This is a genomic window from Rhizobium sp. Root1204 (assembly GCF_001424965.1).
Classification (GTDB): Bacteria; Pseudomonadota; Alphaproteobacteria; order Rhizobiales; family Rhizobiaceae; genus Pararhizobium.
In genome coordinates this window covers 210,907-231,352 of record NZ_LMCZ01000044.1, presented here as the reverse complement: position 1 = coordinate 231,352, position 20,446 = coordinate 210,907, and the positions used below count along the sequence as shown (strand labels likewise).

Annotated in this window: 17 protein-coding genes and 1 tRNA gene; 7 read left to right on the top strand and 11 right to left on the bottom strand. The window is 60.2% G+C overall.

The window, feature by feature from the left end; all coding sequences use genetic code 11:
• Nucleotides 1–308: 308 nt before the first annotated feature.
• The 6 genes from ASC96_RS31425 to ASC96_RS31400 form a co-directional block, all read right to left on the bottom strand.
• On the bottom strand, nucleotides 309–1,502 hold the full coding sequence (locus tag ASC96_RS31425) for an IS91 family transposase (RefSeq protein WP_082512341.1): 1,194 nt from the start codon (nucleotides 1,500–1,502) through the stop codon (nucleotides 309–311).
• Between the two features lie 3 nt (nucleotides 1,503–1,505).
• Complete coding sequence (locus ASC96_RS31420; protein ID WP_060507010.1) at nucleotides 1,506–2,414, bottom strand: tyrosine-type recombinase/integrase; 909 nt, start codon at nucleotides 2,412–2,414, stop codon at nucleotides 1,506–1,508.
• Between the two features lie 848 nt (nucleotides 2,415–3,262).
• Entirely contained in the window at nucleotides 3,263–3,616 is a 354-nt protein-coding gene (locus ASC96_RS31415; RefSeq protein ID WP_244482408.1) for a cyclophilin-like fold protein, read from the bottom strand.
• Nucleotides 3,617–3,737: 121 nt separating this feature from the next.
• Nucleotides 3,738–4,928: a carboxymuconolactone decarboxylase family protein gene (locus ASC96_RS31410; protein WP_060507006.1), complete on the bottom strand. Its 1,191-nt coding sequence runs from the start codon at nucleotides 4,926–4,928 to the stop codon at nucleotides 3,738–3,740.
• An 11-nt stretch (nucleotides 4,929–4,939) separates the two neighbouring features.
• Nucleotides 4,940–6,019 (bottom strand): alpha/beta hydrolase, encoded by a 1,080-nt coding sequence (locus tag ASC96_RS31405; protein WP_060507004.1) that lies wholly within the window; start codon nucleotides 6,017–6,019, stop codon nucleotides 4,940–4,942.
• A gap of 124 nt (nucleotides 6,020–6,143) precedes the next feature.
• Nucleotides 6,144–7,331, bottom strand: a complete 1,188-nt coding sequence (locus ASC96_RS31400) for an MFS transporter (protein WP_060507002.1) — start codon at nucleotides 7,329–7,331, stop codon at nucleotides 6,144–6,146.
• 126 nt (nucleotides 7,332–7,457) lie between these two features.
• Between ASC96_RS31400 and ASC96_RS31395 the strand changes: the two genes are divergently transcribed.
• Nucleotides 7,458–8,357, top strand: coding sequence for a LysR family transcriptional regulator (locus ASC96_RS31395; protein ID WP_060507001.1), 900 nt, complete (start codon nucleotides 7,458–7,460; stop codon nucleotides 8,355–8,357).
• Nucleotides 8,358–8,489: 132 nt separating this feature from the next.
• Here ASC96_RS31395 and ASC96_RS32365 read toward each other — a convergent pair whose 3' ends face one another.
• Nucleotides 8,490–9,326 (bottom strand): toll/interleukin-1 receptor domain-containing protein, encoded by an 837-nt coding sequence (locus ASC96_RS32365; protein ID WP_244482406.1) that lies wholly within the window; start codon nucleotides 9,324–9,326, stop codon nucleotides 8,490–8,492.
• A 389-nt stretch (nucleotides 9,327–9,715) separates the two neighbouring features.
• Here ASC96_RS32365 and ASC96_RS31385 point away from each other — a divergent pair, with 389 nt between their 5' ends.
• Together ASC96_RS31385 and ASC96_RS31380 are read left to right on the top strand one after the other, a co-directional pair.
• A complete protein-coding gene (locus ASC96_RS31385) occupies nucleotides 9,716–9,964 on the top strand; it encodes a type II toxin-antitoxin system VapB family antitoxin (protein ID WP_060507053.1) in 249 nt (82 codons plus the stop codon).
• Nucleotides 9,961–10,350 carry a type II toxin-antitoxin system VapC family toxin gene (locus ASC96_RS31380; RefSeq protein ID WP_060506999.1) on the top strand — a complete coding sequence of 130 codons (390 nt, stop codon included), beginning with the start codon at nucleotides 9,961–9,963 and terminating at the stop codon, nucleotides 10,348–10,350. Before ASC96_RS31385 ends, ASC96_RS31380 begins: the two co-directional genes overlap by 4 nt.
• A gap of 559 nt (nucleotides 10,351–10,909) precedes the next feature.
• On the opposite strand, the gene ASC96_RS31375 is transcribed toward ASC96_RS31380, so the two are convergent.
• The 3 genes from ASC96_RS31375 to ASC96_RS31365 form a co-directional block, all read right to left on the bottom strand.
• Nucleotides 10,910–11,509 (bottom strand): poly-gamma-glutamate hydrolase family protein, encoded by a 600-nt coding sequence (locus ASC96_RS31375; protein WP_244482405.1) that lies wholly within the window; start codon nucleotides 11,507–11,509, stop codon nucleotides 10,910–10,912.
• A 181-nt stretch (nucleotides 11,510–11,690) separates the two neighbouring features.
• A complete protein-coding gene (locus ASC96_RS34210) occupies nucleotides 11,691–14,132 on the bottom strand; it encodes an ATP-dependent helicase (protein ID WP_244482404.1) in 2,442 nt (813 codons plus the stop codon).
• Nucleotides 14,133–14,610: 478 nt separating this feature from the next.
• Nucleotides 14,611–14,684 (bottom strand) — tRNA-Gln (locus tag ASC96_RS31365).
• Between the two features lie 265 nt (nucleotides 14,685–14,949).
• On the opposite strand from ASC96_RS31365, the gene ASC96_RS31360 reads away from it, so the two are divergent.
• From ASC96_RS31360 to ASC96_RS31350, 3 genes are read left to right on the top strand one after another with little or no spacing between them, the layout of a single operon-like run.
• Nucleotides 14,950–16,533, top strand: coding sequence for a Ppx/GppA phosphatase family protein (locus ASC96_RS31360; protein ID WP_060507052.1), 1,584 nt, complete (start codon nucleotides 14,950–14,952; stop codon nucleotides 16,531–16,533).
• Entirely contained in the window at nucleotides 16,530–17,309 is a 780-nt protein-coding gene (locus ASC96_RS31355) for an RlmE family RNA methyltransferase (protein WP_060506995.1), read from the top strand. Before ASC96_RS31360 ends, ASC96_RS31355 begins: the two co-directional genes overlap by 4 nt.
• 3 nt (nucleotides 17,310–17,312) lie before the next feature.
• Nucleotides 17,313–17,696, top strand: coding sequence for a VOC family protein (locus ASC96_RS31350; RefSeq protein WP_060506993.1), 384 nt, complete (start codon nucleotides 17,313–17,315; stop codon nucleotides 17,694–17,696).
• Between the two features lie 11 nt (nucleotides 17,697–17,707).
• On the opposite strand, the gene ASC96_RS31345 is transcribed toward ASC96_RS31350, so the two are convergent.
• Nucleotides 17,708–19,120 carry a DHA2 family efflux MFS transporter permease subunit gene (locus tag ASC96_RS31345; protein ID WP_060506991.1) on the bottom strand — a complete coding sequence of 471 codons (1,413 nt, stop codon included), beginning with the start codon at nucleotides 19,118–19,120 and terminating at the stop codon, nucleotides 17,708–17,710.
• Nucleotides 19,121–19,320: 200 nt separating this feature from the next.
• Between ASC96_RS31345 and ASC96_RS31340 the strand changes: the two genes are divergently transcribed.
• Complete coding sequence (locus ASC96_RS31340; RefSeq protein WP_060506990.1) at nucleotides 19,321–20,313, top strand: MBL fold metallo-hydrolase; 993 nt, start codon at nucleotides 19,321–19,323, stop codon at nucleotides 20,311–20,313.
• Nucleotides 20,314–20,446: the final 133 nt, after the last annotated feature.

Below are 20,446 nucleotides of genomic sequence, written 5' to 3'. Positions count from 1 at the left end.
AGACGTGAAGAGTTTCGGGCGCCGGCAGGCGTACGAAAGTCCCCGAGGAAGGAACCCGCGGGCCACAGGCTATGGCGATGGTTATGGGGATTTCAGATTTCCGCCAGTGCCGTTGGTGGCGCGAGCGCCACCAGGAAGCACCAGGATGGATGTGGACAGACCACTTTGTTGTTTCTTGGCGCCGTATTGTTGGCCCGTCACGCGGCGGGACGCGTCTCCTTTAATGTCGATCATCGGCATAGACGCGTGTGGGTTTGTCGCCGGGGGCTGAGTGCCTGCGGCTGGAGGCCGGATCATGCCATGCCGGGTCATGGGGTGGTCTCCCGGTTCGGTGTGGTTTTGTCCGGCGGTCCGCGGGGCTGCCTCCACCGTTCAAACATCTTGATGATAATCATGCGTCCGCCGCAGCATGGGCATGGCGGGCGGAAGTCGTCCGGTTTGTCTGGGGTATCGTCATCAGGTGGCGCGGCGACGTTCAGTAGTTCGCGAGCGAGCGCGAGGTTGGCTTTGCGGGCGGAGCCGGCGAGCAGGCCGTAGTGCCGAATGCGGTGGAAGCCACGCGGCAGGACATGGATGAGGAAGCGGCGGATGAACTCGTCAGTTGCGAGTGTCATCACCTGCTGACGGTCGGCGCTGTCGCGGCGATAGTCCTTGTAGCGGAAGGTGACGCTGTCCTTGTTGAAGCGGATGAGGCGGCTGTTGGAGATCGCGACCCGATGAGTGTAGCGCGACAGATAGGCAAGCACGGCTTGAGGCCCGGCGAAGGGCGCCTTGGCATAAACCACCCAGCGCTTCCTCCGGACGGGTGCCAGGTGCCGCTGGAATGCACGCCTGTCGATGAAGTGCGCCATCGATCCGAAGAAGGTAAGCCTGCCGGTATCGTGCAGCCCGAGCAACCGAGTGAGGAACAGCCGGCGGAACAGCTTGCCTAGTACCCGTACCGGGAGCAGAAAGGCCGGACGCGACGATACCCATCGGCTTCCGTCTGGCGCGATGCCGCCACCCGGCACGATCATGTGGACATGCGGATGGTGCGTCATCGCCGATCCCCATGTGTGGAGCACGGCGGTGATGCCAATGCGCGCGCCGAGATGCTCTGGATCCGCCGCGATGGTCAGCATCGTTTCCGATGCCGCCTTGAACAGCAGGTCGTAGACTGCCGCTTTGTTCTGGAACGCGATGTCGGCGACCTCGGCGGGCAGCGTGAACACGACGTGGAAGTAGCCGACCGGCAGCAGGTCGGCCTCGCGCTCGGCAAGCCATGTCCGCGCCGCGGCACCCTGACACTTCGGACAGTGCCGGTTGCGGCAGGAGTTATAGGCGATCCGCCACTGGCCGCAGTCCTCGCAAGCCTCGACGTGACCACCGAGGGCTGCGGTGCGACACTGCTCAATTGCCGACATGACCTTGAGTTGAGTGAGGCTCAGGTGTCCTGCATGGTCGGCCCGGTAAGCGGGTCCCGTCGCGCGGAAGATGTCGGCGACCTCGACAGAGGCGCGCACGGCTCAGCCGTCGGGCGATATCTCTGCCGGCTTGAACAGGCCGAGCTTGTCGAGCGGGCTTGTCACCGTTCGCACCGTGCGGGTCGCGACCTTGGTATAGAAAGCGGTGTTGTTCAGCTTGGCGTGCCCGAGCAGGACTTGGATGATCCGGATGTCGGTGCCGTCCTCCAGCAGGTGGGTAGCGAAGCTGTGGCGTAGCGTGTGCGGCCCAACCCGCTTGGCGATGTCGGCGGCCTGGGCCGCCTCAACGACGATGCGATAGAGCTGCCGCGTGCTGATCGGCTTCATGGCGTGCTGTCCGGGGAACAGCCAGCCGTCGCGGTGCATTACGCCCTGCTGCCGCCCGACCCGCCACCACTGGCGCAGCAATAAGAGCAGGTCTTGCGACAGCATGGCGTTGCGATACCGGCCGCCCTTGCCACGCTCGACCCTGAGCAGCATGCGCTCACTGTCAATGTCGGCGACCTTCAGCATCGACACTTCGGCGACGCGAAGACCCGCACCATAGGCGACTGACAAGGCGGCCTGGTGTTTCAGGCAGGTCGTGGCGTTTAGGAGGCGGGCAACCTCGTCGCGGCTGAGCACTACTGGCAGCGTGCGCGGGTGCGCCAGTCGAACGAGCTTGCGCGCCAGATCGGGACGATCAACCGTATGAGTGAAGAAGAAGCGTAGCGCCGACACGATGCTGTTCATGGTCGGCACGGGAACGCCGTCCTTCTGCTGCTCGATCTGGAACCGGCGCAGGTCGTCGGAGGTCGCTGTGCCTGGTGAGCGCCCAAGGAACGTCGCCAGGCGCCCGATATCGCGGAGATAGTTGCGCTGCGTCTCCCGTGAGAAACGCCGCATGTTCATGTCGTCGATCAGCCTCTGGCGCAGCGGGCTGATGGGTGCATCAAGAACTGAATGGGACATCGTCAGGCTCCTGGTTGAAGAAGCCCGTCATGGTCTGCTCACACCGAACGACGCTCAATGCATGCGCGACGACCGGTTGTTGATCTCTACCTCAACCGCGGGCGCCCTCCCGCGCAGCGGGTTCGTTCTGCGGCCCCATTTCGGTCATTGTCAAAGCGGAAAGGTTCGCATCGACATCACGGTCGGCGGCNAGCCATAGCCATTCCGACAGATAGCGATTTGGCTGGTTGAAGAAGCCCGTCATGGTCTGCTCACACCGAACGACGCTCAATGCATGCGCGACGACCGGTTGTTGATCTCTACCTCAACCGCGGGCGCCCTCCCGCGCAGCGGGTTCGTTCCTCGGCCCCGCAGCGGTCATTGCCTGCGGGTCCCCAGCCAATTTTCCTAGCCGCCTTCGAACGCGACGGATTGCCCAAGGAACTGCGGCCGAGATGCCCAACTTATTGAGAAGACGCCACTTTTCCAAAGGGGAGATAGGTCGCCAATTTAGATCGAAAATTGGTCAAAAATGACTTGCCTGGGGACGTTGGATTCTCACATGATTTCAAAGGGTTAGCAGAAAAGCCTTGAAATTCCCTATGTTTTCCCATCGCGAGCGACCGTGGATGCCACCTTTGTGCCCTGGCTTTGGGCATCAGTCAACTAGGCGAGTTTACCGGCAATAATTTCCGCTTCCCGCACCATGCCGCCGTCCGGACAATAGGATTGAGAGCCTCCATGCACTCCCCAATGTCGGTCGGATAGGTTTGCTCGTATATGCCGTGAAAGCAGGACATTTAACGTACTGCCTGAGCTCAAGATCCTAGGCTGAAAATGCGGGAACGGTCGGAGGCTGCATGCGTCAATCAGTCGGCCGTTTCGAGCGTTACGGTGACGGATCCCGGTCGGTCGAAGATCGAAACATCACCCGTCACCTGGCCGAGGACGATGATGCCGGGGGAGGGGACGCGGCCGCTCCGATAGTAGATCACGAAATCACCGGCACTCCACAGGCCGAGCGTGCCGACCGAGAAGTCTCGCTGCCGCGGGAGGTCAGGAAGGGTGGAGGGCAGGTTTCCCGTCTTTTCCTGGCGCATATGGTCGGACATCTCGATCGTCAGTGGCAGCATCTGCGCCAAGGATTTGGCGGCTTCGTTGTCGGCGAGGGTGGCGGTGACTTCGCCCCATTCGGAAGACAATCGGATCGTTTCCTGGGCCATGGCAGGTCCGGTCACTCCTATTGCGAAAAAAGCAGAGGCCAATAGTGTCTTGATCACGTGTTCGTCTCCAGTTCGGTTTGGATCTGTGGGTGGACGTGGACCGCGCCCACCGGTCTCGGTCCTACTCTCCAAGGCCCTTGCCGTAATCCTCGTCGGACACCTTCTCCATCCAGGTAACGGAGCTTCCGTCGAGTGCCTCGGCCACGGCAAAATGGCTCATGGGCTCACTACTTGAGGCGCCATGCCAATGCCGGATCAGCGGCGGGATCCAGACCACGTCTCCTGGACCGACGTGCTGAACTGGCTCCCCTTCCTTCTGGACCCAGCCGCGTCCGCTCACGATGAACAGCGTTTGTCCGAGAGGATGGGTGTGCCAAGCCGTGCGAGCACCGGCCGAGAAGGAAACTGTGGCCCCGCCAACACGGGCAGGAGCTTCAGACTGATAGCGGCCCGAGATCTGGACGCTGCCTGTGAAGTACGCGTCCGGAGCTGACGCAGCATCGGATCCTGCGGGAGTGATCGTGATGTTTGCCTGAGGAGCGCTCACCTGAATTCCTTTCCTTTTTTCAAAAACCTGCTTGAGGATGGGCACGGCAGACATGGCTCTGGGCCAGCCGGCGTAGAATGCGACATGTGTCAGTACTTCCGAAGCTTCTGACGGCGTCAAGCCATTGTCCATCGCGCGGTTGGCATGGAACGGCAATTGCTCCGGCTGACCAACCGCGATCAGGGCGGCCATCGTCACGAGGCTGCGGTCTCGCGCGCCGAGATCCGGTCGCTGCCACAGATCCCCGAACAGCACACGGTTGGTCAGGTCGGCGAGTGCCGACGCTGTCGTCGCAACTGAAGCATCGACCGTCGCCCTTCGAGCGGCCTCGGCTGCGGCTTCCAATTCGACGCGTGTCGCTTCGCTGTTGTTCAAAGGTGCGATCTGGCGCTCGTCGAAGACTTTCTTTGTCTCTGTGACGGCAGAGATTGCGTTCGGCCAGCCCGAGTAGAAAGCGAGATGCGTGATGAGTTCACCGATCTCGCCGGGCTTCACATCATTGTCCAGGGCGCGGCTCACATGCGCAGCTATCTGCGCGGTTTTTCCAGTGGACACGATCGCCGAGAGGGTGACAAGGCTGCGGTCGCGAGGCGCAAGTTCGGTTCGTTCCCACACTTCACCGAACAGGACGTCATCGGTGAAGTGACCAAGCCCGGGTGCGACGGCGTAGACGGCTGGTGGAGCAACCCTTCTGCGCTCCTCCTGCGCTTCCACACCTGTCGCGGCGAGAGCAGAGATGGCGATGCTTGCGGCAATGTTCTTCATGGTCGTTTCTCCTAAACGAGATGCTGTCCGAAGAATTCGGCGATCCGGTCGAACGGGATCTTGTCCATGCGGTCGTAGAGATCGGTGTGGCTTGCGTTCGAGATGATCATCAGTTCCTTCGGCTCCGCTGCTGCTGCAAAGGCCGTTTCGCTGAAGTATCTCGAATGGGCGTTCTCGCCGTGCACGAGCAAAAGCGGGCGTGGGGAGATTTCCGCGATGTAGGTCAGGATCGGCATGTTCATGAACGACAGCGGTGTCGTCTGCGTCCAGGCATTGCCCGAGTTGACGGCGCGCGGGTGGTAGCCGCGGGGCGTCATGTAGTAGTCGTGGTAATCCACGAGAAACTGAGCCTCGCCACCCTTGAGCACATTGTAGGCGGGTTGGTAGGCTGGTGTCTTCTTTTCGGCGTCCGCCCAGCGCTGTAGGCTCATCTGTTCGAGCGCCTGCGTCCGCTGCTCCAGAGTTACGCTGTCGTTGTAGCCCTTCGACATCACGCGGGTCATGTCATACATCGTGGTCGCAACAACAGCCTTGACGCGCTTGTCGACGGCGACGGCATTCAGAGCCATGCCGCCCCAGCCGCAAATGCCGATCACGCCGATCCGTTCGCGGTCGATGAAGGGCTGCAGTCCAAGATAGTCGACTGCGGCACTGAAATCTTCCGTGTTGATATCCGGAGACGCGACATTGCGGGGTTCGCCGCCACTCTCACCTGTGAAGGAAGGGTCAAAGGCCAGTGCCGCAAATCCGCGCTCGGCCATGGTCTGAGCGTACAATCCTGATGATTGCTCCTTCACGGCACCGAAAGGTCCGCCGATGGCAAGAGCTGGCAATGGCTGACTGCCGCGGTTCTTCGGCAAGTAAAGGTCACCGGACAGCGCTATGCCGTAGCGGTTTTTGAACGACACTTTCTGGTGATCGACATTGTCGCTCTTTGGAAACACCTTGTCCCAGGCGGCGGTCTGCGCAAGGGCCTCTGTTGCCGTAGCAACCGGGATCATGCTCATCGCCGCGACGGCGAGGCCCGTTCCCTTCATCAGGCTGCGCCTGCTGGCGTTGATGGTGTTGTCCTGATCGATGTGCTTGTTCATGATAGAGTCCTTTTGAATTTGAGGTTTGGTATCGTGGATGCCGGCCGGGGCCGAAGCCGAAGACTGCGGAGGAGGGGCGCCGGAGAGCGTCCCCGCAAGTTCAATTGGAGATCGACTTGCCCTCTCATGATGCTCTCCTAGCCGCACGCCATGCGGCGAGGGACACCAGGGAAGAACCGCAGAGAAGGGCGGCGCTGAGCGCAAAGGTTGTCTGCCAACCTGCAGCGTCGAAGAGAAGGCCGCCGAGAGAGGCTCCGGTCGTGATGGCGAGTTGGATCACCGCGACCTGAAGACCGCCTCCTGCCTCCGTGTCGTCGGCAAGAACACGGGTGAGCCATGTACCCCAGCCCACTGGCGCTGCGGTGCCAAGAAAGCCCCAGCCGACAAGTGACAGGAAGACGGGGACCTGCATGTCGCCCAGCGCAATCATCGCCAGGGCGAGGCAGGCCATGAGGAACGGGATGGCGATCAGAATGCTGAACAGGCGGTGGTTCAGCAGGCGGCTGACGACCCATGTTCCCGCGGCTCCCGCCAATCCCATCAGGAGAAGGGTGAGAGACAGGGTTTCGATCTGAAGCTGCGTCACCTGCTCCAGGAACGGTCGCAGATAGGTGAAGAGCGCGAACTGACCCATGAACAGCAGCAGGATCGCGGCCATGCCCAATGCCACCGGCGGGCGCTTCAGCAATCGGAAGACGTTCGAGCTTGCGCGATCGCGGCGGGGTGGAAGCGCGGGCAGGCTGATCCACTGCCACACAAGCGCGAGCAGTCCGACAGGGACGACAAGGAAGAAGGCGCCGCGCCATCCGATATAGGCTCCAAGCAGACTGCCCAGGGGGGCGGAAATGGTGGCCGCGATCGCATTGCCGGCATTGAGCAGGGCGAGCGCCTTTGGAATCTGATCGTGGGAGACGAGGCGCATCACGATCGAGGTGGACATCGACCAGAAGCCGCCGATGGAAATCCCGAGCAGTGCACGTCCCAGCATCAGCACGGGATAGGACGGCGCAAACGTGACGACGACCCCCGACAGCATCAGCAATATCGTCAGGGCGAGCACGACCACGCGCCGATCCAGCCGCCGGGTGAGACCCGCGATGAACAGGCTGGTGAACACGGCGAAGATGCCGGAGATCGAGATGGCCTGCCCAGTGTTTCCTTCCGAAACGCCGAGATCGGCGGCGATCGGCGTCAGCAGGCTGACAGGCATGAATTCCGAGGCGATCAGCACGAAAACGCACAGGGTCATGGAGAACACGGCGCCCCAAGCCGAGCGCCTGCTGTGGATGGTCTCGTTGTAGGTCAGCGTCATGGTCCCGATCCCGATGGATATTTCGGTTTTGCGTCTGGGAACAAGGTAGTGCGAACAGACTTTGCGGACTATCCATGCTAATCCACATGGACCTATCGAATTTCGATATGAATGAGGGAGTGCGTGATGCAGCGCGAGGATATGAAGGACCTGCTCTGGTTCCTAGAGGTGGCGAAGGAGAAGAGTTTCACCAAGGCCGCAGCAGCGCTTGGGACGTCGCAACCGACGCTCAGTCACACGATTAGGCAGTTGGAGGCCCGCCTCGGCGTCCGGCTCCTCACACGAACAACACGGAGCGTGGCGACGACGGAAGCAGGAGAGCGCCTGCTCCAGTCCCTCGCACCTCGATTCGAGGAAATCGAAGCCGATCTGGCCGCACTTGTCGCCTTCCGGGAGAAGCCGTCCGGCACCGTTCGTCTGACATTGTCAGACCATGCCCTGCAGACAACGGTATGGCCAAAGCTCGCCCGAGTGTTGGCGGACTACCCCGATATCCGGGTGGAACTCTACAGCGACAACGGCATGCGCAACATCGTCGAAGAGCGTTTCGACGCAGGCGTGCGGCTTGGGGAGAGCGTCGACAAGGACATGATCGCGGTGCGCATCGGGCCGGATTGGCGGCTCCGCGCGGTGGCCTCGCCGGAATACTTCGCCAAACACGGCATCCCGGCCATGCCGCAGGATCTGGTTCGACACGTGTGCATCAACATGCGCCAGGCGACCTGGGGCGGGTTCTACTTGTGGGAGTTCGAGAAGGAGGGGCGAGAGCTGCGGGTCAGGGTCGATGGGCAGCTCAGCTTCAACTCGTCGATTGCCCAGATCGACGCGGCCTTACAAGGGTACGGGATCGCCTATGTGCCGGAGGATCTTGTCGACGAACACCTCTCGGCGGGGAGACTGCAGGCCGTGTTGGACGACTGGAGCCAGCCGTTCACCGGGTACCACCTGTACTATCCAAGCCGACGCCAGATGTCTCCGGCCATGACCGTCATGGTCGACGTGCTGCGGCATCGGAACAAGCTGTGAACAAAGCGTATTGAGCCGGGAGGAGCCTTACGCAGGTCAATCACTTAACCCCACCAGTCTCGCACATCGGTCCGGCGGCACTTGGAGCATCTCGAAGCGATGACCGCAATTCAGACATTGGAACGCTTCACCTCAGCCATATTCGATCCCGGCCTGCTTCGTGAATTCGAGCCAGAGAATATCGGCGACCTGTTTGGCGTCGTGCCGTTTCTTCTCACTGCGCATGAAATCGTTCAGCGAGAGGAACATGTTGTACTCGTCGGCGTCGACTTGGACATGGCCGTTTGACGTGCTGGACTCGCCGTGGGACTGCCATGAGTAATTAATGTCGCCGAAATGGTGACGGCTGCCCTTGCTGTTATGGATCGTGATGTGCGCGTCACGGCCGCCTTTGTAGCCACGGTTGACCACAGTGCAGGTGAACGAGTTGTCACTCATGTTCTCGAAGCGGGCCCGAAGGTCCTCGGCCTGATTCAGTTCCTCGCATGAGGTCTTAAAATAATCCCGGATGACACGAAAAGCCTCGTCTGCAAAATCTCGCCGTTGGATGGAGTCGAACTCTTGCTTGATCTTCAGGCGGCGACCGCCCACTTCCGGTGCGTCCCGTTCGCCAGTGGGACCCGAAGGCATCTTGTGCGTGGATGTCGCCACGGCACGAAGCCCCTGGATGACGTTTAGGTATGCAACATTCTCGTTCGTCCACTCCGGGATCGCCTTTCCGTCCTTCGGCAATGCCATCCGACTCTTTAGTGGTGACGAGAGCCAGTCGCAGGGTTCCACGATCACCGGCACGATGTGGAGGCGGCCCTCGGCTTCAAGTTTTTGCGCCGCCTCGAATTCTTTCTCGTAGCAGTAGTTCGAAGCGAGGTAATCAGGGCTGACCAAGGCGATGAAGACTTGGCTTCCACGCAATGCCGTGAGGACCTCGTTGTCGAGGTTCGACCCAGGTACGATCCGTGGTCGCTCCATGTCTCGAAGATGCCATCCCTGAGCAGTTGGGCCATATGCTTATGAAGTCTTTCCAGATGCTTTGTGTCGGCATGCGAGTATGAAAGGAAAGCGATGACAGCCAACTCAAACCTCGTGGATGTTGTTCGTCTGCGGAGACTGAATATAGGCCTCTAACAGCTCGCCACCAAGTAGCCAGGCGAGAGTTGCGCACCGTAGTTCGCCCCACGCATGCGCCATCGTCCGCGAGAACCGCCGAGCGCCTTCGGATCATCTAATTCAAACGCCATCCGGACACGGGCGAATGAAGGAAGAGGCTGTTTTGGTGCTGCATGTTCACTTGGACACTGTGGCGCGATAGGGTAGAATGTTAGAAAATTGGCTGATTAGGTAGAATGGAGTATCTCCACATGAGCCTGAACGTGAAGGACCCCGAAGCGCATCGCCTCGCTCAGGCCATCGCCCACGCAACCGGGCAGAGTATGAGCCGCGTCGTGACCGACGCTCTGCGTGAGCGATATGCGCAAATTGAAAAACAGAGAGGCAGGGCTCCTGTCGAGGAACTTCTGGCGATCGCTGACAGAGCTGCAGCCCATTTAAAGCGACCTTATGCCGATCACGCCGAGCTCCTCTATGACGAGGACGGTCTGCCGAAATGATTATCGACACATCCGCCATGGTGGCGATCCTTTATGGCGAGCCGGAGGCTGATGCCTTCACGCGACTGATCCACGCTTCCGCAACCAGCCGCATCAGTGTTGCAAGCTATTTAGAACTGTCCATGGTGATCGAAAAACAGCTTGGGCCGGAAGGCATGAGGCAGGCCGATGCCTTCTTTCGCCGTGCAGCGATCGACATCGAGCCTGTGACCGTCGAGCAGGGCCATCTGGCCCGACAGGCATTCCTCGATTTTGGAAAGGGCAGACACAAAGCTGGACTGAATTTCGGGGACTGCTTTGCTTACGCTCTCGCGAAAGATTTCGGCGAACCGTTGTTGTTCAAGGGCAACGACTTCACGGAGACAGACATTCGTTCGGCAGCATGATGCATGAACTGGTATGATGGGCTGGGGCTGACGCGCTGGCTGGTGCTTTGGCCCCGAAGCGTCTCCGCTTTCGGTTCGTTCGAGTCATCGACCACAAGAATTGTCTTGTAGGAGTGGGTCCCCAGCCGTCTTTTTAAAGAGCTCCAGGAATCGCCGGGAATTAGCGGACGTCGCATGATTTTAACGTGAAATCGTGCCAAGCATCTGCAAAGACGTCACTTTTTTTAGTGAGGAATGGCGACGATTAAACGTAGAAAATAGGTCCAAAAATGGCTTGCCTGGGGACCGTGGATTCTCACATCATTTCAATTGCTTAACGGAAAAGCCCTGAAATTCCCTCTGTTTTCCCATCGCGAGCGACCTTGGATGCCACCTTTGTGCCCTGGCTTTGGGCATCAGTCAATATGGCCCGGAAGCGGAAATAATTTCCGCTTCCGGTTGAGGTTTACGTTCCCGCAGTCGCTGCGCGGATGGCCGCTTCGCGCCCTCATAACGGTTGTTCAAACGCTTCAGCTATAAATCTGAAAGCGGCCCTCCGATTGTCAGGCAAACTAAACGCCTAACCGCTTTCGGTGGCTCCCACTCCTACACCGATAGCGTGAGCAAATTTCGAGAGCTTCTCGAAGTCTCCGGCTAGCTGATCTCGCAGCGATCTAGGGATTTCCAACTGTATCCCCGCATGAGTTTTGCCTCGATTGCAAATGTTTTTCGGCGCTGCGCCGGCGAGTGATTCGCCCGGCTGCCTGATAACGGCGGAAAATTCCGCTTTGAGAAGTGCGGCGACGACCTTGTCGCGTCGCTGAAAGTCGAGGCCGCCAACCCAGGTTGTTGCGCCGTCACCTTTGTCTGCCCGACCGTGGATACCGAGGACAGTATCAGCCCCAGACACTATTGCCGCTGCTGAGGGCTCATCGAATTTCTCGGAGGTGATATGCAGCTCGCAATGGTCGCGATGCGGCCTCAGGCCCTCGAAAAGATATAGCGAGAGCTTCTCGCCTGCGATCATCCTCGCAATAATTGATGTATGGGGTTCGATCTCTCCGGCATGAGGGGCGACAACCGCCAGTTTTGACCTGCGCTCCACCGCTATCCGGCGAAAGTCTATTCCTTCTCGTTCATTTTGGCTCAATTGACTAAAGCAATCATACCAATCCTTCAACTGTCTCCCCCTGTGGTTATTTCGCGCCATCAACCGCCATTGCCTGATACTTCACAGTTGTGAAAACGGTTGTTGCTTCATCTAAAGATCGATTGCCTTATCAGCATCGCGGGCACCGTCTCGATTTCAACGGGCCTCGTCACTCGTCTACCCTATCATGATCGCGGCCCAAGGAATGCGGCTACTCGCGCTGGATCCGATCATAAAGTTCCTGAACCCACGGCGAATGATGGTGCTCCTGAAACACGAGGCAGAGCTCCTTCCGAGGTCGAGTAACGCCCACGTAAAACGACCGACGAGCCTCACGCAGCCCCGTATCGCTCCTGAGATCCCGCTTGTTGGGAAAGTCTCCATTGTTGACGCCATACATGATGACACCGTCGAACTCGCGACCCTTCGCGCTGTGCAAGGTGCTCAGCGTCACACGGCCGGCGCTATCAGCACGTCCAGCAAATTGCGCGAGCGGTAGATCGAGACCCTTCGCCGGATCGGTGGCCGAAATCATTTCGGAGCAAATCTCCCACTCCTCTTCCATGTTGCGTGCAAGCGCACGCCACGGAACAATTAGTTCGCGTTCAAACCGCTGCAGCCAGGCGTGGGTTGTCGCCGATGAGAAAGAGCTTTCAAGGAAAAAGATGAGCTGCTTCGACAGCGCGTCCTGCTCGAGCTCACGCGCGTAGCTACCGAAAACAAGAACCGTTGCCTGCGACAGGAGCCGAGAGTAAGGCGGTTCGGCATCCCGCCAGCCGCCAGTCGCCCACTTGGCACAATCTTCGATGAACCTAGCAATCCGGGAGCTTCTTCGTACCAATGCGTTGGTATCGGTCCGGACGAAGGGAATACTTGCCTGTTTTAGGGCAGCGGCGACTTTGTCCCCGAGCCAGGCGGCTCGGTAGAGTACAGCAATCTCACCATGAGGTATCCCCTTCGAGACGAGATGCGGGATTACGCTCGTCGCGATCGTCTCGGCTTGAGTATCGAGTCCCATCGGAGCCGCCCAAAACGTGATTTCACCTTCGGGCGCCCCGGCGACCCCTCGATAGTCTCTCTCCTGGCCGAGCGCACCCAGCGAAGCCTTGATGAGTTTTCCGCCCGATCGGTAGTTGAACCGTAACTTGACAACTTGGACACCCGGTCGCTGCGTCAGGCTTTCGAGGAGCGCCGGGTTAGCGCCGGCGAATGTGTAGATTGATTGATCCGCGTCCCCGACAGCAAAAAGCCGAATACCGCCCCTGGATTTGACCTCGATGAGCCAAGTCCGCCGATCATGCGTTAGCTCGAAGTCGTAGCCCAGGTCGTCGGACCAAGCCTTGCTCTTTTGCAGCGCGCCGAAGCGCGAGACCCACGCCTTGTCGATGTCCTGATTGCGGAAGCGGTCCTTTAGCCAGTGATAGACTACCAGTTCTCCTAAGCGCCCGATCATATCCTTCTTGGCTTGCGGTGTTCGATCCGGCCCGGGCGGCACATCGCGTGGATTAAGGTTACTCGTTGGCTTGTTGGTTCGCTTTTTGAGCAGAGCCAGCTCGGTCGGCGTGGTCAGGCGCGCCGACTTGACTTGCTTGGAAAGCCGAGCGGCGATCTCGGCCGAGATTTCAGTCCAGTCCGCATGTTCGGGATCGACATCGCGGTCGTTTACGCGAACGGAGCGCGCCTTCGCCGCGCGTTCTTCCGCCTCGCGATGGGCTTCTTTCGCAGCAGCGTCGATCGCATCGGCGCCGATGCCGAGCGCGTCACGATCGAGCGTGGGACCCATGCCGTCGGGCCAGAGGCCGAGCTTGACGCACCAGGCAATCAGCACAGCTTCTTCCATGGGCTTGAAATCGACTACGCCGGCCGCGTCGAGCTTGGCGCGAATATGCTGCTCGGCCGCTTTGGCCTCGCGCCAATAGTCGGGGATGCTCGAGGTCGGACCCTTCCACCATGCCCGCACTATGGGCGTCGCCGCAGTGGCGAAGCGGCCGATCGCCGGCAAGTTGGCGGATCGAACATCGGCAAGATCGGGCAGCCCGTGTGGGTTTGCGCCGATCGCAGGCGCCCCTGCGCGTTCCAGCCACCGCGCGACATGCTCCTCCAACATGGCTTCCGGCACGAAATGGTAAAGCGTGAGCCATTTTGGGCCCGCCTTCATCGATCGCAGCCCGTCACGGCGTTGAGCGTAGTCGGGAGCGGGCATGAATGTTTCGAGGGTTGGCGCGGCCGCATTGCGAAGCGCCTCCAAGATGGACGCCTCGTGTTCGACGATGTAGTTCAGGAGCTGTGAGGCGTGGACCGCAGGATAGGTCAGCGGGTCGCTTCCTGTCGCCGCCAGGCTCTCGTTGAAACGCGCAAAATCGAGGTCGAGAAGCTCGCTGAACTGTGCGGCGGATTGAGCTTGCCGGCACGCCTTGAGCAACGCGTCGGCATCGGTCGAAGCGGCGATGATGAGGGGCATCAGCTCCACGAGCAGACGAGCGGGGTCTGCGCCGTGCTCGGCCTCAAGCCGATCGCAGTCGTTCAGAGCTTCCGGTCCGGATCCATAGTGGATGGCGGCGCGGACGCAAGCGCCCTCGAGGCTGAGCTCCGCACGCGTTCCGAACTTGGCAAGAAGTTGGTAGGCCCAGCCCGCCTCGAGATCGAGTTCCATCTCAACGACATCGCCAGCCCGAAGCGCTTCGCAGCGTCGCTGATTTTCTCAAGCCGTTCGAGTTCCTTGTCTCGCTCGTGTTCGCAAAGTTTCTGGAGCTGCTGCTTGGACATCGGTTCCTTCGAATGCGTCTTCAACTCGGCCAGCCGCGTGTTGAGCTTGCGGCCAATGATCTGAGCCTTTTTATGGTCGGAACAATGAAGGCTGAGTGAAAGCCGGCTGCCGGGCTGGCAGTGACTGAAAGCGGCCGGAACCCGGGGGCGCCAGTAGAAGATGTTTCCGCCGCGGATGAGATTCTCGACCTCGTGGCGCACAGCCATGACGAACAGACCCTGTATCGAGCCTGAAGGTTCGCCCGCGCCGAATTCGGCTGGGCATCACCTCTGGGCATCAGTTCTGGGCATCAGGTCGCCAATGATGCCAAAACGATATCCGGCACGACTGGAAAATCAAGGAATAAAGGGCTTTTAGGGAGAATTGGCTGGGGAACCTGGATTCGAACCAGGACTAACGGAGTCAGAGTCCGTGGGTCTACCGTTAACCTATTCCCCAAAACTGCGTGGGCGATGTTTGTGCCCAGCCGGTGAGGCGGGCTTATAAACAAAAGATCGGGGGATGCAATAGATATTGGCAAAAAAATCCGCGGGCTTCGGCAAAAACTGTTGAAGGCGGCCGCGAAGGTGGGTTCTCCGACGGGTATTGCTCGGTGTGCAAAAAGAATTTGGCGATTTGGGAAGGCGCTGGTAAAGTCCATCCAACGAAAATCAAGAGAGCGCCTTGAGCGGCTAACGTTCCGCGCGGCGCAATGGACAGACACGTGAGAGACCCCGACAGCGGCGAACAGCCGTCCGTTTCCGGGGCGTCGGCAGCAGGCCGCAACGATGGGCAGTCAGAGCCCCGTTCCGGCAAAGGTAAGCGCAGGCGGGGAAAACCGTCCCGGGCAGCCTCTGCGAATGCCAGTTCCTCCGTTGGTAACGGAGAAACACGGCGTCCCGAAGTGACAGAAGCGACCGGAGAACCGGTGCGCAAGCGCAAGCGCAGGCGGCGCTCCAAATCCGGTCAGCCGCAAACATCCGTGACAACGGGCGTCAGTGCTGAGGCTGCTGGTGCAAAACCGGCCTCAGGGCCGGGCGCGGACAATTCAGGCCGCAAACGTAGCAAGAAGAGCCGGCAGCGCCGCACTCTGCAGGGACGCCCGTTGGCGGTCAGCGATAAGCCGCGCCAGATCAGCGGCACCACACGGCAACCGGCGCCTCAGCCGGTTGCGTCCGGTGCGCGGACCGAGGAGCGCTTTGGCGCGCCCAGCCATGACCGGCGCAACAATGGCCAGTCCTTTTCCTATGGCTCTGATTCGGGTTCGTCGCTCTATGCGGCGCTCGATCTTGGCACCAACAATTGCCGACTGCTGATTGCACAGCCGACCCGCCCCGGCCAGTTCCGCGTCGTCGATGCCTTTTCGCGCATCGTGCGGCTGGGTGAGGGGTTGGGTTCATCCGGTCGCCTGTCGCAAGATGCGATGGATCGCTCGATCGAGGCTTTGAAAGTCTGTGCTGCCAAGCTGAAGACCCGCGATATCCGCAAGACACGGCTGATCGCCACCGAGGCCGCACGCGCGGCTGAAAACGGCGAGGAGTTTCTTGAGCGCGTTCTGGCTGAGACCGGACTGGAACTGGAGATCATCAACCGCGAGACCGAAGCGCGGCTGGCCGTCTCCGGCTGCTCGTCGCTGGTTGGGCGCGAAACCAAATCGGTGGTTTTATTCGATATCGGCGGTGGTTCCTCGGAAATTGCCGTCATCAAGATCGGCGAGAACCGGTCGAGCCGGCTTGCCAATCATATCACCCACTGGACATCGCTGCCGGTCGGCGTCGTGACGTTGTCGGAGCGGCATGGCGGCCAGGACGTTTCGCCGGCCAGCTTCGAGGCGATGGTGGTCGAGGTGCAGGGCATGCTCTCCAATTTCGATTGCCCGGCTATCCACACGCTGGAAAACCCAGGCGACGAGAATGGCTTCCATCTGATCGGCACCTCCGGCACGGTCACGACGCTGGCCGGAGTGCATCTCGATCTGCCGCGTTATGACCGCCGCAAGGTCGATGGCCTCTGGCTGTCGGACGACGAGGTCTCGGCGATGCAGGCGCGTCTGCTCTCCTGGGATTTTACCGCGCGTGCTGCCAATCCGTGCATCGGACCGGACCGGGCCGATCTGGTTCTGGCCGGATGCGCCATTCTCGAGGCTATTCGCCGCCGCTGGCCTTCGGAGCGCATGCGCGTTGCCGATCGCGGATTGCGCGAAGGCTTGCTCACAGACATGATGGCCGATGACGGTGTTTGGCGGCGCGGACGCGCCCGCCGCCACGCGCGCGGCCCGTATGGTTCCCACGAAGGAAACACGCAATGACAAAACCCCCGATCGGCGGAAACCGCACCGGGCGCAAGCTTGGCCAGAAGGTCAAGAAGGGCAAGCTCAAGGCGTCGTCGCGGCGCTGGATCGAGCGGCATATCAACGACCCCTATGTGCAGCGTGCTCAGCTCGAGGGCTATCGCGCCCGTGCGGCCTTCAAGCTTCTGGAGATCGACGAAAAGCACAAGATTCTCTCCGGTGCCAAGCGCATCATCGATCTGGGGGCGGCGCCCGGTAGCTGGTCGCAGATCGCCGCCAAGGTGACGAATTCGACCGATGCCGAGCCCCGGGTGGTGGCGATCGACTTTCTCGAACTCGATCCGCTGGCCGGTGTGCATATCCTGCAACTGGACTTCCTCGATCCAACGGCGCCGGAAAAACTGATGACGGCACTCGGCGGTACGCCCGACCTGGTGTTGTCCGACATGGCCGCGCCGACGACAGGCCATCGCCAGACCGACCATATCCGCACCATGCATCTTTGCGAGGTCGCCGCCTATTTCGCGATCGACGTGTTGGCTGAGGGCGGGCATTTTCTGGCGAAAACCTTCCAAGGTGGCGCCGAGCGCGAATTGCTGACACTGTTGAAGCAGAATTTCAAGCAGGTCATTCATGTGAAGCCAGCGGCGTCGCGGGCCGAATCGGTGGAAATGTTCCTGCTGGCGAAGGGCTTCAAGGGCCGCAAGCCTGGCGCCCGCTCGCTCTATGACAGCGAAACCGAAATCGATGACCGCGACATGGTTGACGAGCGGGATTCCGTCGAGGCGGATTAAACCGTGCTGCTCTATGTGACCATTGGCAGTAACGATCTTGCCCGGGCGCAGTCGTTTTACGACGCTGCACTTGCGCCGCTGGGTCTCAAGCGCCGCAAGCAGGATGAGATCGAAATCGGTTATGGAGCCGAGGATGACAGCCGTTGCCGCCTCTGGGTGGTGACGCCGCATAATCGCAAGACCGCCACGATCGGCAATGGGTCGATGGTGGCGCTGGAAGCGGAAAGCCGGGCGGCTGTCGATGCCTTCTATCAAGCCGCGCTGGCAAATGGCGGCACCGATGAGGGCGCGCCGGGCTTGCGGCCGTTCCATGCGCATTTCTACGCCGCCTATGTCCGCGACCCTGACGGCAACAAGCTTTCGGCGGTCTGCGAGCGGCCGGAGTAATCGGCCCACTTCTATTTGACGCCAATGGTCTCCGCTTCCGGATCTGCCCGCATCTTATGTCCGGACACGGATGCTCCGGCGGTTTTCGACATGCGGATAAGCGGGATGATCGCTGAAAGAGTGATCGCTGAAATCAGCATGAAAGCCAGCTGGAAATCTCCCAATTCAAGCTTTGATCCCGTCAGTGTCGTCTCGATTTCAAGGATGGCACCGGCAACGGCGACGCCAAGCGCCAGGCTCATCTGCTGCAGCACGGCGGTCATCGAGGTCGCTTTGCTGGCGTGCGAATCCGGAATGTCGGCGAAAGCCAGTGCATTGACGCTGGTGAAGAAGAACGAGCGGGCAAAACCGGCGAGCAGAAGGATGAACATCATCACGGCATAGGGCGTTGCCGGGGTGAACAGGCCGTTGACGAAGGTCAGGATCGCGCCGCTGATACAGGCAAAGATCAGCGTCGTGCGGAAACCAGCGAAGATCAACACGCGCTTGGCAAAGAATTTTGTCGTCAGCGCCCCGACTGCGCCGACAAAGGTGATCATGCCGGATTGAAACGGCGTCAGGCCAAAGCCGACCTGCAGCATCAATGGCATCAGGAAAGGCACGGCGCCGATCGAGATGCGAAACAGCGTGCCACCGATTGCTGCCGCTCTAAACGCACTGTCCTTGAACAGGTTGAGATCGAGCAGCGGCGCCGGGTGGCGGCGTGCGTGCCGGACGTAGAGCACCGCGCAAATACCGCCGATGGCTACGGCGGCAGCGCCGAATTGCGGCGGCAATGCCGGCAGGCTCATGACCGAGAGCCCGAACATTGTGCCGGAGGCGGCAATCGCGCTGAAGAAGAACCCCTTGATATCGATTGGTGGCGGGGCGTCGCTCTTGATCTCCGGCAAATAGATGCCGGACAGAATGTAGCCGAGGATGCCGACCGGAACGTTGATCAGAAAAATCCAGTGCCAGGAGAAATAGGTGGTGATGAAGCCGCCGAGCGGTGGGCCAGCCAGCGGCCCGACAAGGGCTGGGATGGTCAGCAGCGCCATGGCGCCAACCAGTTCGCTGCGCTGCGTCGAGCGGACCAGGACAAGGCGAGCCACCGGCGTCATCATCGCGCCGCCCATGCCCTGCAGAAAACGAGAAACGACGAAGGCGAGCACGCTGTCAGCGATGGCGCAGAGGATGGAACCGCAGATGAAGACCAGAATGGCGGCGCGAAAGATGCGTTTGGCGCCAAAACGGTCGGCCATCCAGCCGCTCAGGGGAATGAAGATCGCCAGCGATACCATGTAGGAGGTCAGCGCCAGCTTGAGGGTGATCGGCCCGACGCCGAGATCATGGGCGATTGCCGGCAGCGATGTGGCAATGACGGTCGAGTCCATCTGCTCCATGAACAGGGCGACGGCGAGGATCATCGGGACGATGCGGTTCATGCGAAATGGCCTTGCGCGACTGCGGAGCGACCGGAACATAGGGCTTTTGGGGCAAAAGTCGTCATGCGGCGCTCACGTTGCGATCACATCCGTGTGAATCCAGCGGCCATCTCCTGTCAAGACGCTAGATGTTGCCTTGCCGGATGAGCGGACCCGCCGTTCAATCCGGATAAGCCCGCCCCCAAAAAATGGAGAACAGCATGACGCCGTCTATTCCCTTGAGCCGCCGTGCCTTATTTGGAGCAACAGCCGTTGGTGCGCTGGCGGCGCCGTTCGTGATGACACGGATGGCTTTTGCGCAGATCGAACCGAAAGCGGACACAATGAAAATACCGGCAGGCAGGACCAGCAGCTTCAAGATCGGCAATTTTGGCGTCACCGTCATCAGCGATGGCATCCGCATCAGCGAAAAGCCGGAAGAAACGTTTGGTACCAACCAGACGCCACAGGCGGTCGGTGACCTGCTCAAGGCAAATTTCCTGCCCACCGACAAATTCGTCAACGGTTTCTCGCCGACGCTGATCGATACCGGCTCCGAGGTGATCCTGTTCGATACCGGCATGGGTGAGGGCGGCCGGGAGGCTGGTGCCGGCCATTTGCTGGAGGGCATTGCCAACGCCGGTTATACGCCGGATCAGGTCAGCATCGTCGTGATCACCCATATGCACGGCGATCATATCGGCGGCCTGATGGAAGGGGGAGCACCGGCGTTCAAGAATGCCCGCTACGTCGCAGGCCAGGTGGAATATGATTTCTGGAAGGATGAGGCCCGCGTTGGAACTCCGGCCGAGGGCGGGCACAAGGGTGTTTTGAAGAATGTCGTGCCGCTGGCCGAAAAAATGACCTTTATCGGTGACGGGGCCGAGGTCGTTCCCGGCATCACCAGCATGGCGGCGTTTGGTCATTCGCCGGGTCACATGATCTTCAAGGTCGAATCGGAGGGCAAGGGGCTTGTGCTGACCGCCGATACCGCCAACCATTTCGTCCTGTCGCTGCAGCGGCCCGATTGGGAAGTGCGGTTCGATATGGACAAGGCCAAGGCCGCCGCCTCGCGCAAGAAGGTTTTCGACATGATCGCTACCGACCGGCTGCCCTTCGTCGGTTACCACATGCCGTTCCCGGCTGCCGGCTTCATCGAGAAGCAGGATCAGGGCTATCGTTTCGTGCCGGAAAGCTATCAATTCGAAATCTGATATCGCATCTGCGAAAAGAATCTTGGCTGGCCCGGCACTCTTGCCGGGCTTTGCACTTTCCAACCCGTCATATCCGTGTTACCAGCCCTCGCCAACTTCCAAGAAACTCTCGCCCGCTTGAGCGCGGCGAGTC

Excerpts from the sequence above, each read along its gene's own strand:
- ASC96_RS31340 (WP_060506990.1), top strand. The coding sequence starts at position 19,321 with ATGACGCCGTCTATTCCCTTGAGCCGCCGTGCCTTATTTGGAGCAACA.
- ASC96_RS31420 (WP_060507010.1), bottom strand. The coding sequence starts at position 2,414 with ATGTCCCATTCAGTTCTTGATGCACCCATCAGCCCGCTGCGCCAGAGG.
- ASC96_RS31410 (WP_060507006.1), bottom strand. The coding sequence starts at position 4,928 with ATGAAGAACATTGCCGCAAGCATCGCCATCTCTGCTCTCGCCGCGACA.
- ASC96_RS31345 (WP_060506991.1), bottom strand. The coding sequence starts at position 19,120 with ATGAACCGCATCGTCCCGATGATCCTCGCCGTCGCCCTGTTCATGGAG.
- ASC96_RS32365 (WP_244482406.1), bottom strand. The coding sequence starts at position 9,326 with ATGGAGCGACCACGGATCGTACCTGGGTCGAACCTCGACAACGAGGTC.
- ASC96_RS31415 (WP_244482408.1), bottom strand. The coding sequence starts at position 3,616 with ATGGCCCAGGAAACGATCCGATTGTCTTCCGAATGGGGCGAAGTCACC.
- ASC96_RS31385 (WP_060507053.1), top strand. The coding sequence starts at position 9,716 with ATGAGCCTGAACGTGAAGGACCCCGAAGCGCATCGCCTCGCTCAGGCC.
- ASC96_RS31405 (WP_060507004.1), bottom strand. The coding sequence starts at position 6,019 with ATGAACAAGCACATCGATCAGGACAACACCATCAACGCCAGCAGGCGC.
- ASC96_RS31380 (WP_060506999.1), top strand. The coding sequence starts at position 9,961 with ATGATTATCGACACATCCGCCATGGTGGCGATCCTTTATGGCGAGCCG.
- ASC96_RS31355 (WP_060506995.1), top strand. The coding sequence starts at position 16,530 with ATGACAAAACCCCCGATCGGCGGAAACCGCACCGGGCGCAAGCTTGGC.
- ASC96_RS34210 (WP_244482404.1), bottom strand. The coding sequence starts at position 14,132 with ATGGAACTCGATCTCGAGGCGGGCTGGGCCTACCAACTTCTTGCCAAG.
- ASC96_RS31395 (WP_060507001.1), top strand. The coding sequence starts at position 7,458 with ATGCAGCGCGAGGATATGAAGGACCTGCTCTGGTTCCTAGAGGTGGCG.
- ASC96_RS31400 (WP_060507002.1), bottom strand. The coding sequence starts at position 7,331 with ATGACGCTGACCTACAACGAGACCATCCACAGCAGGCGCTCGGCTTGG.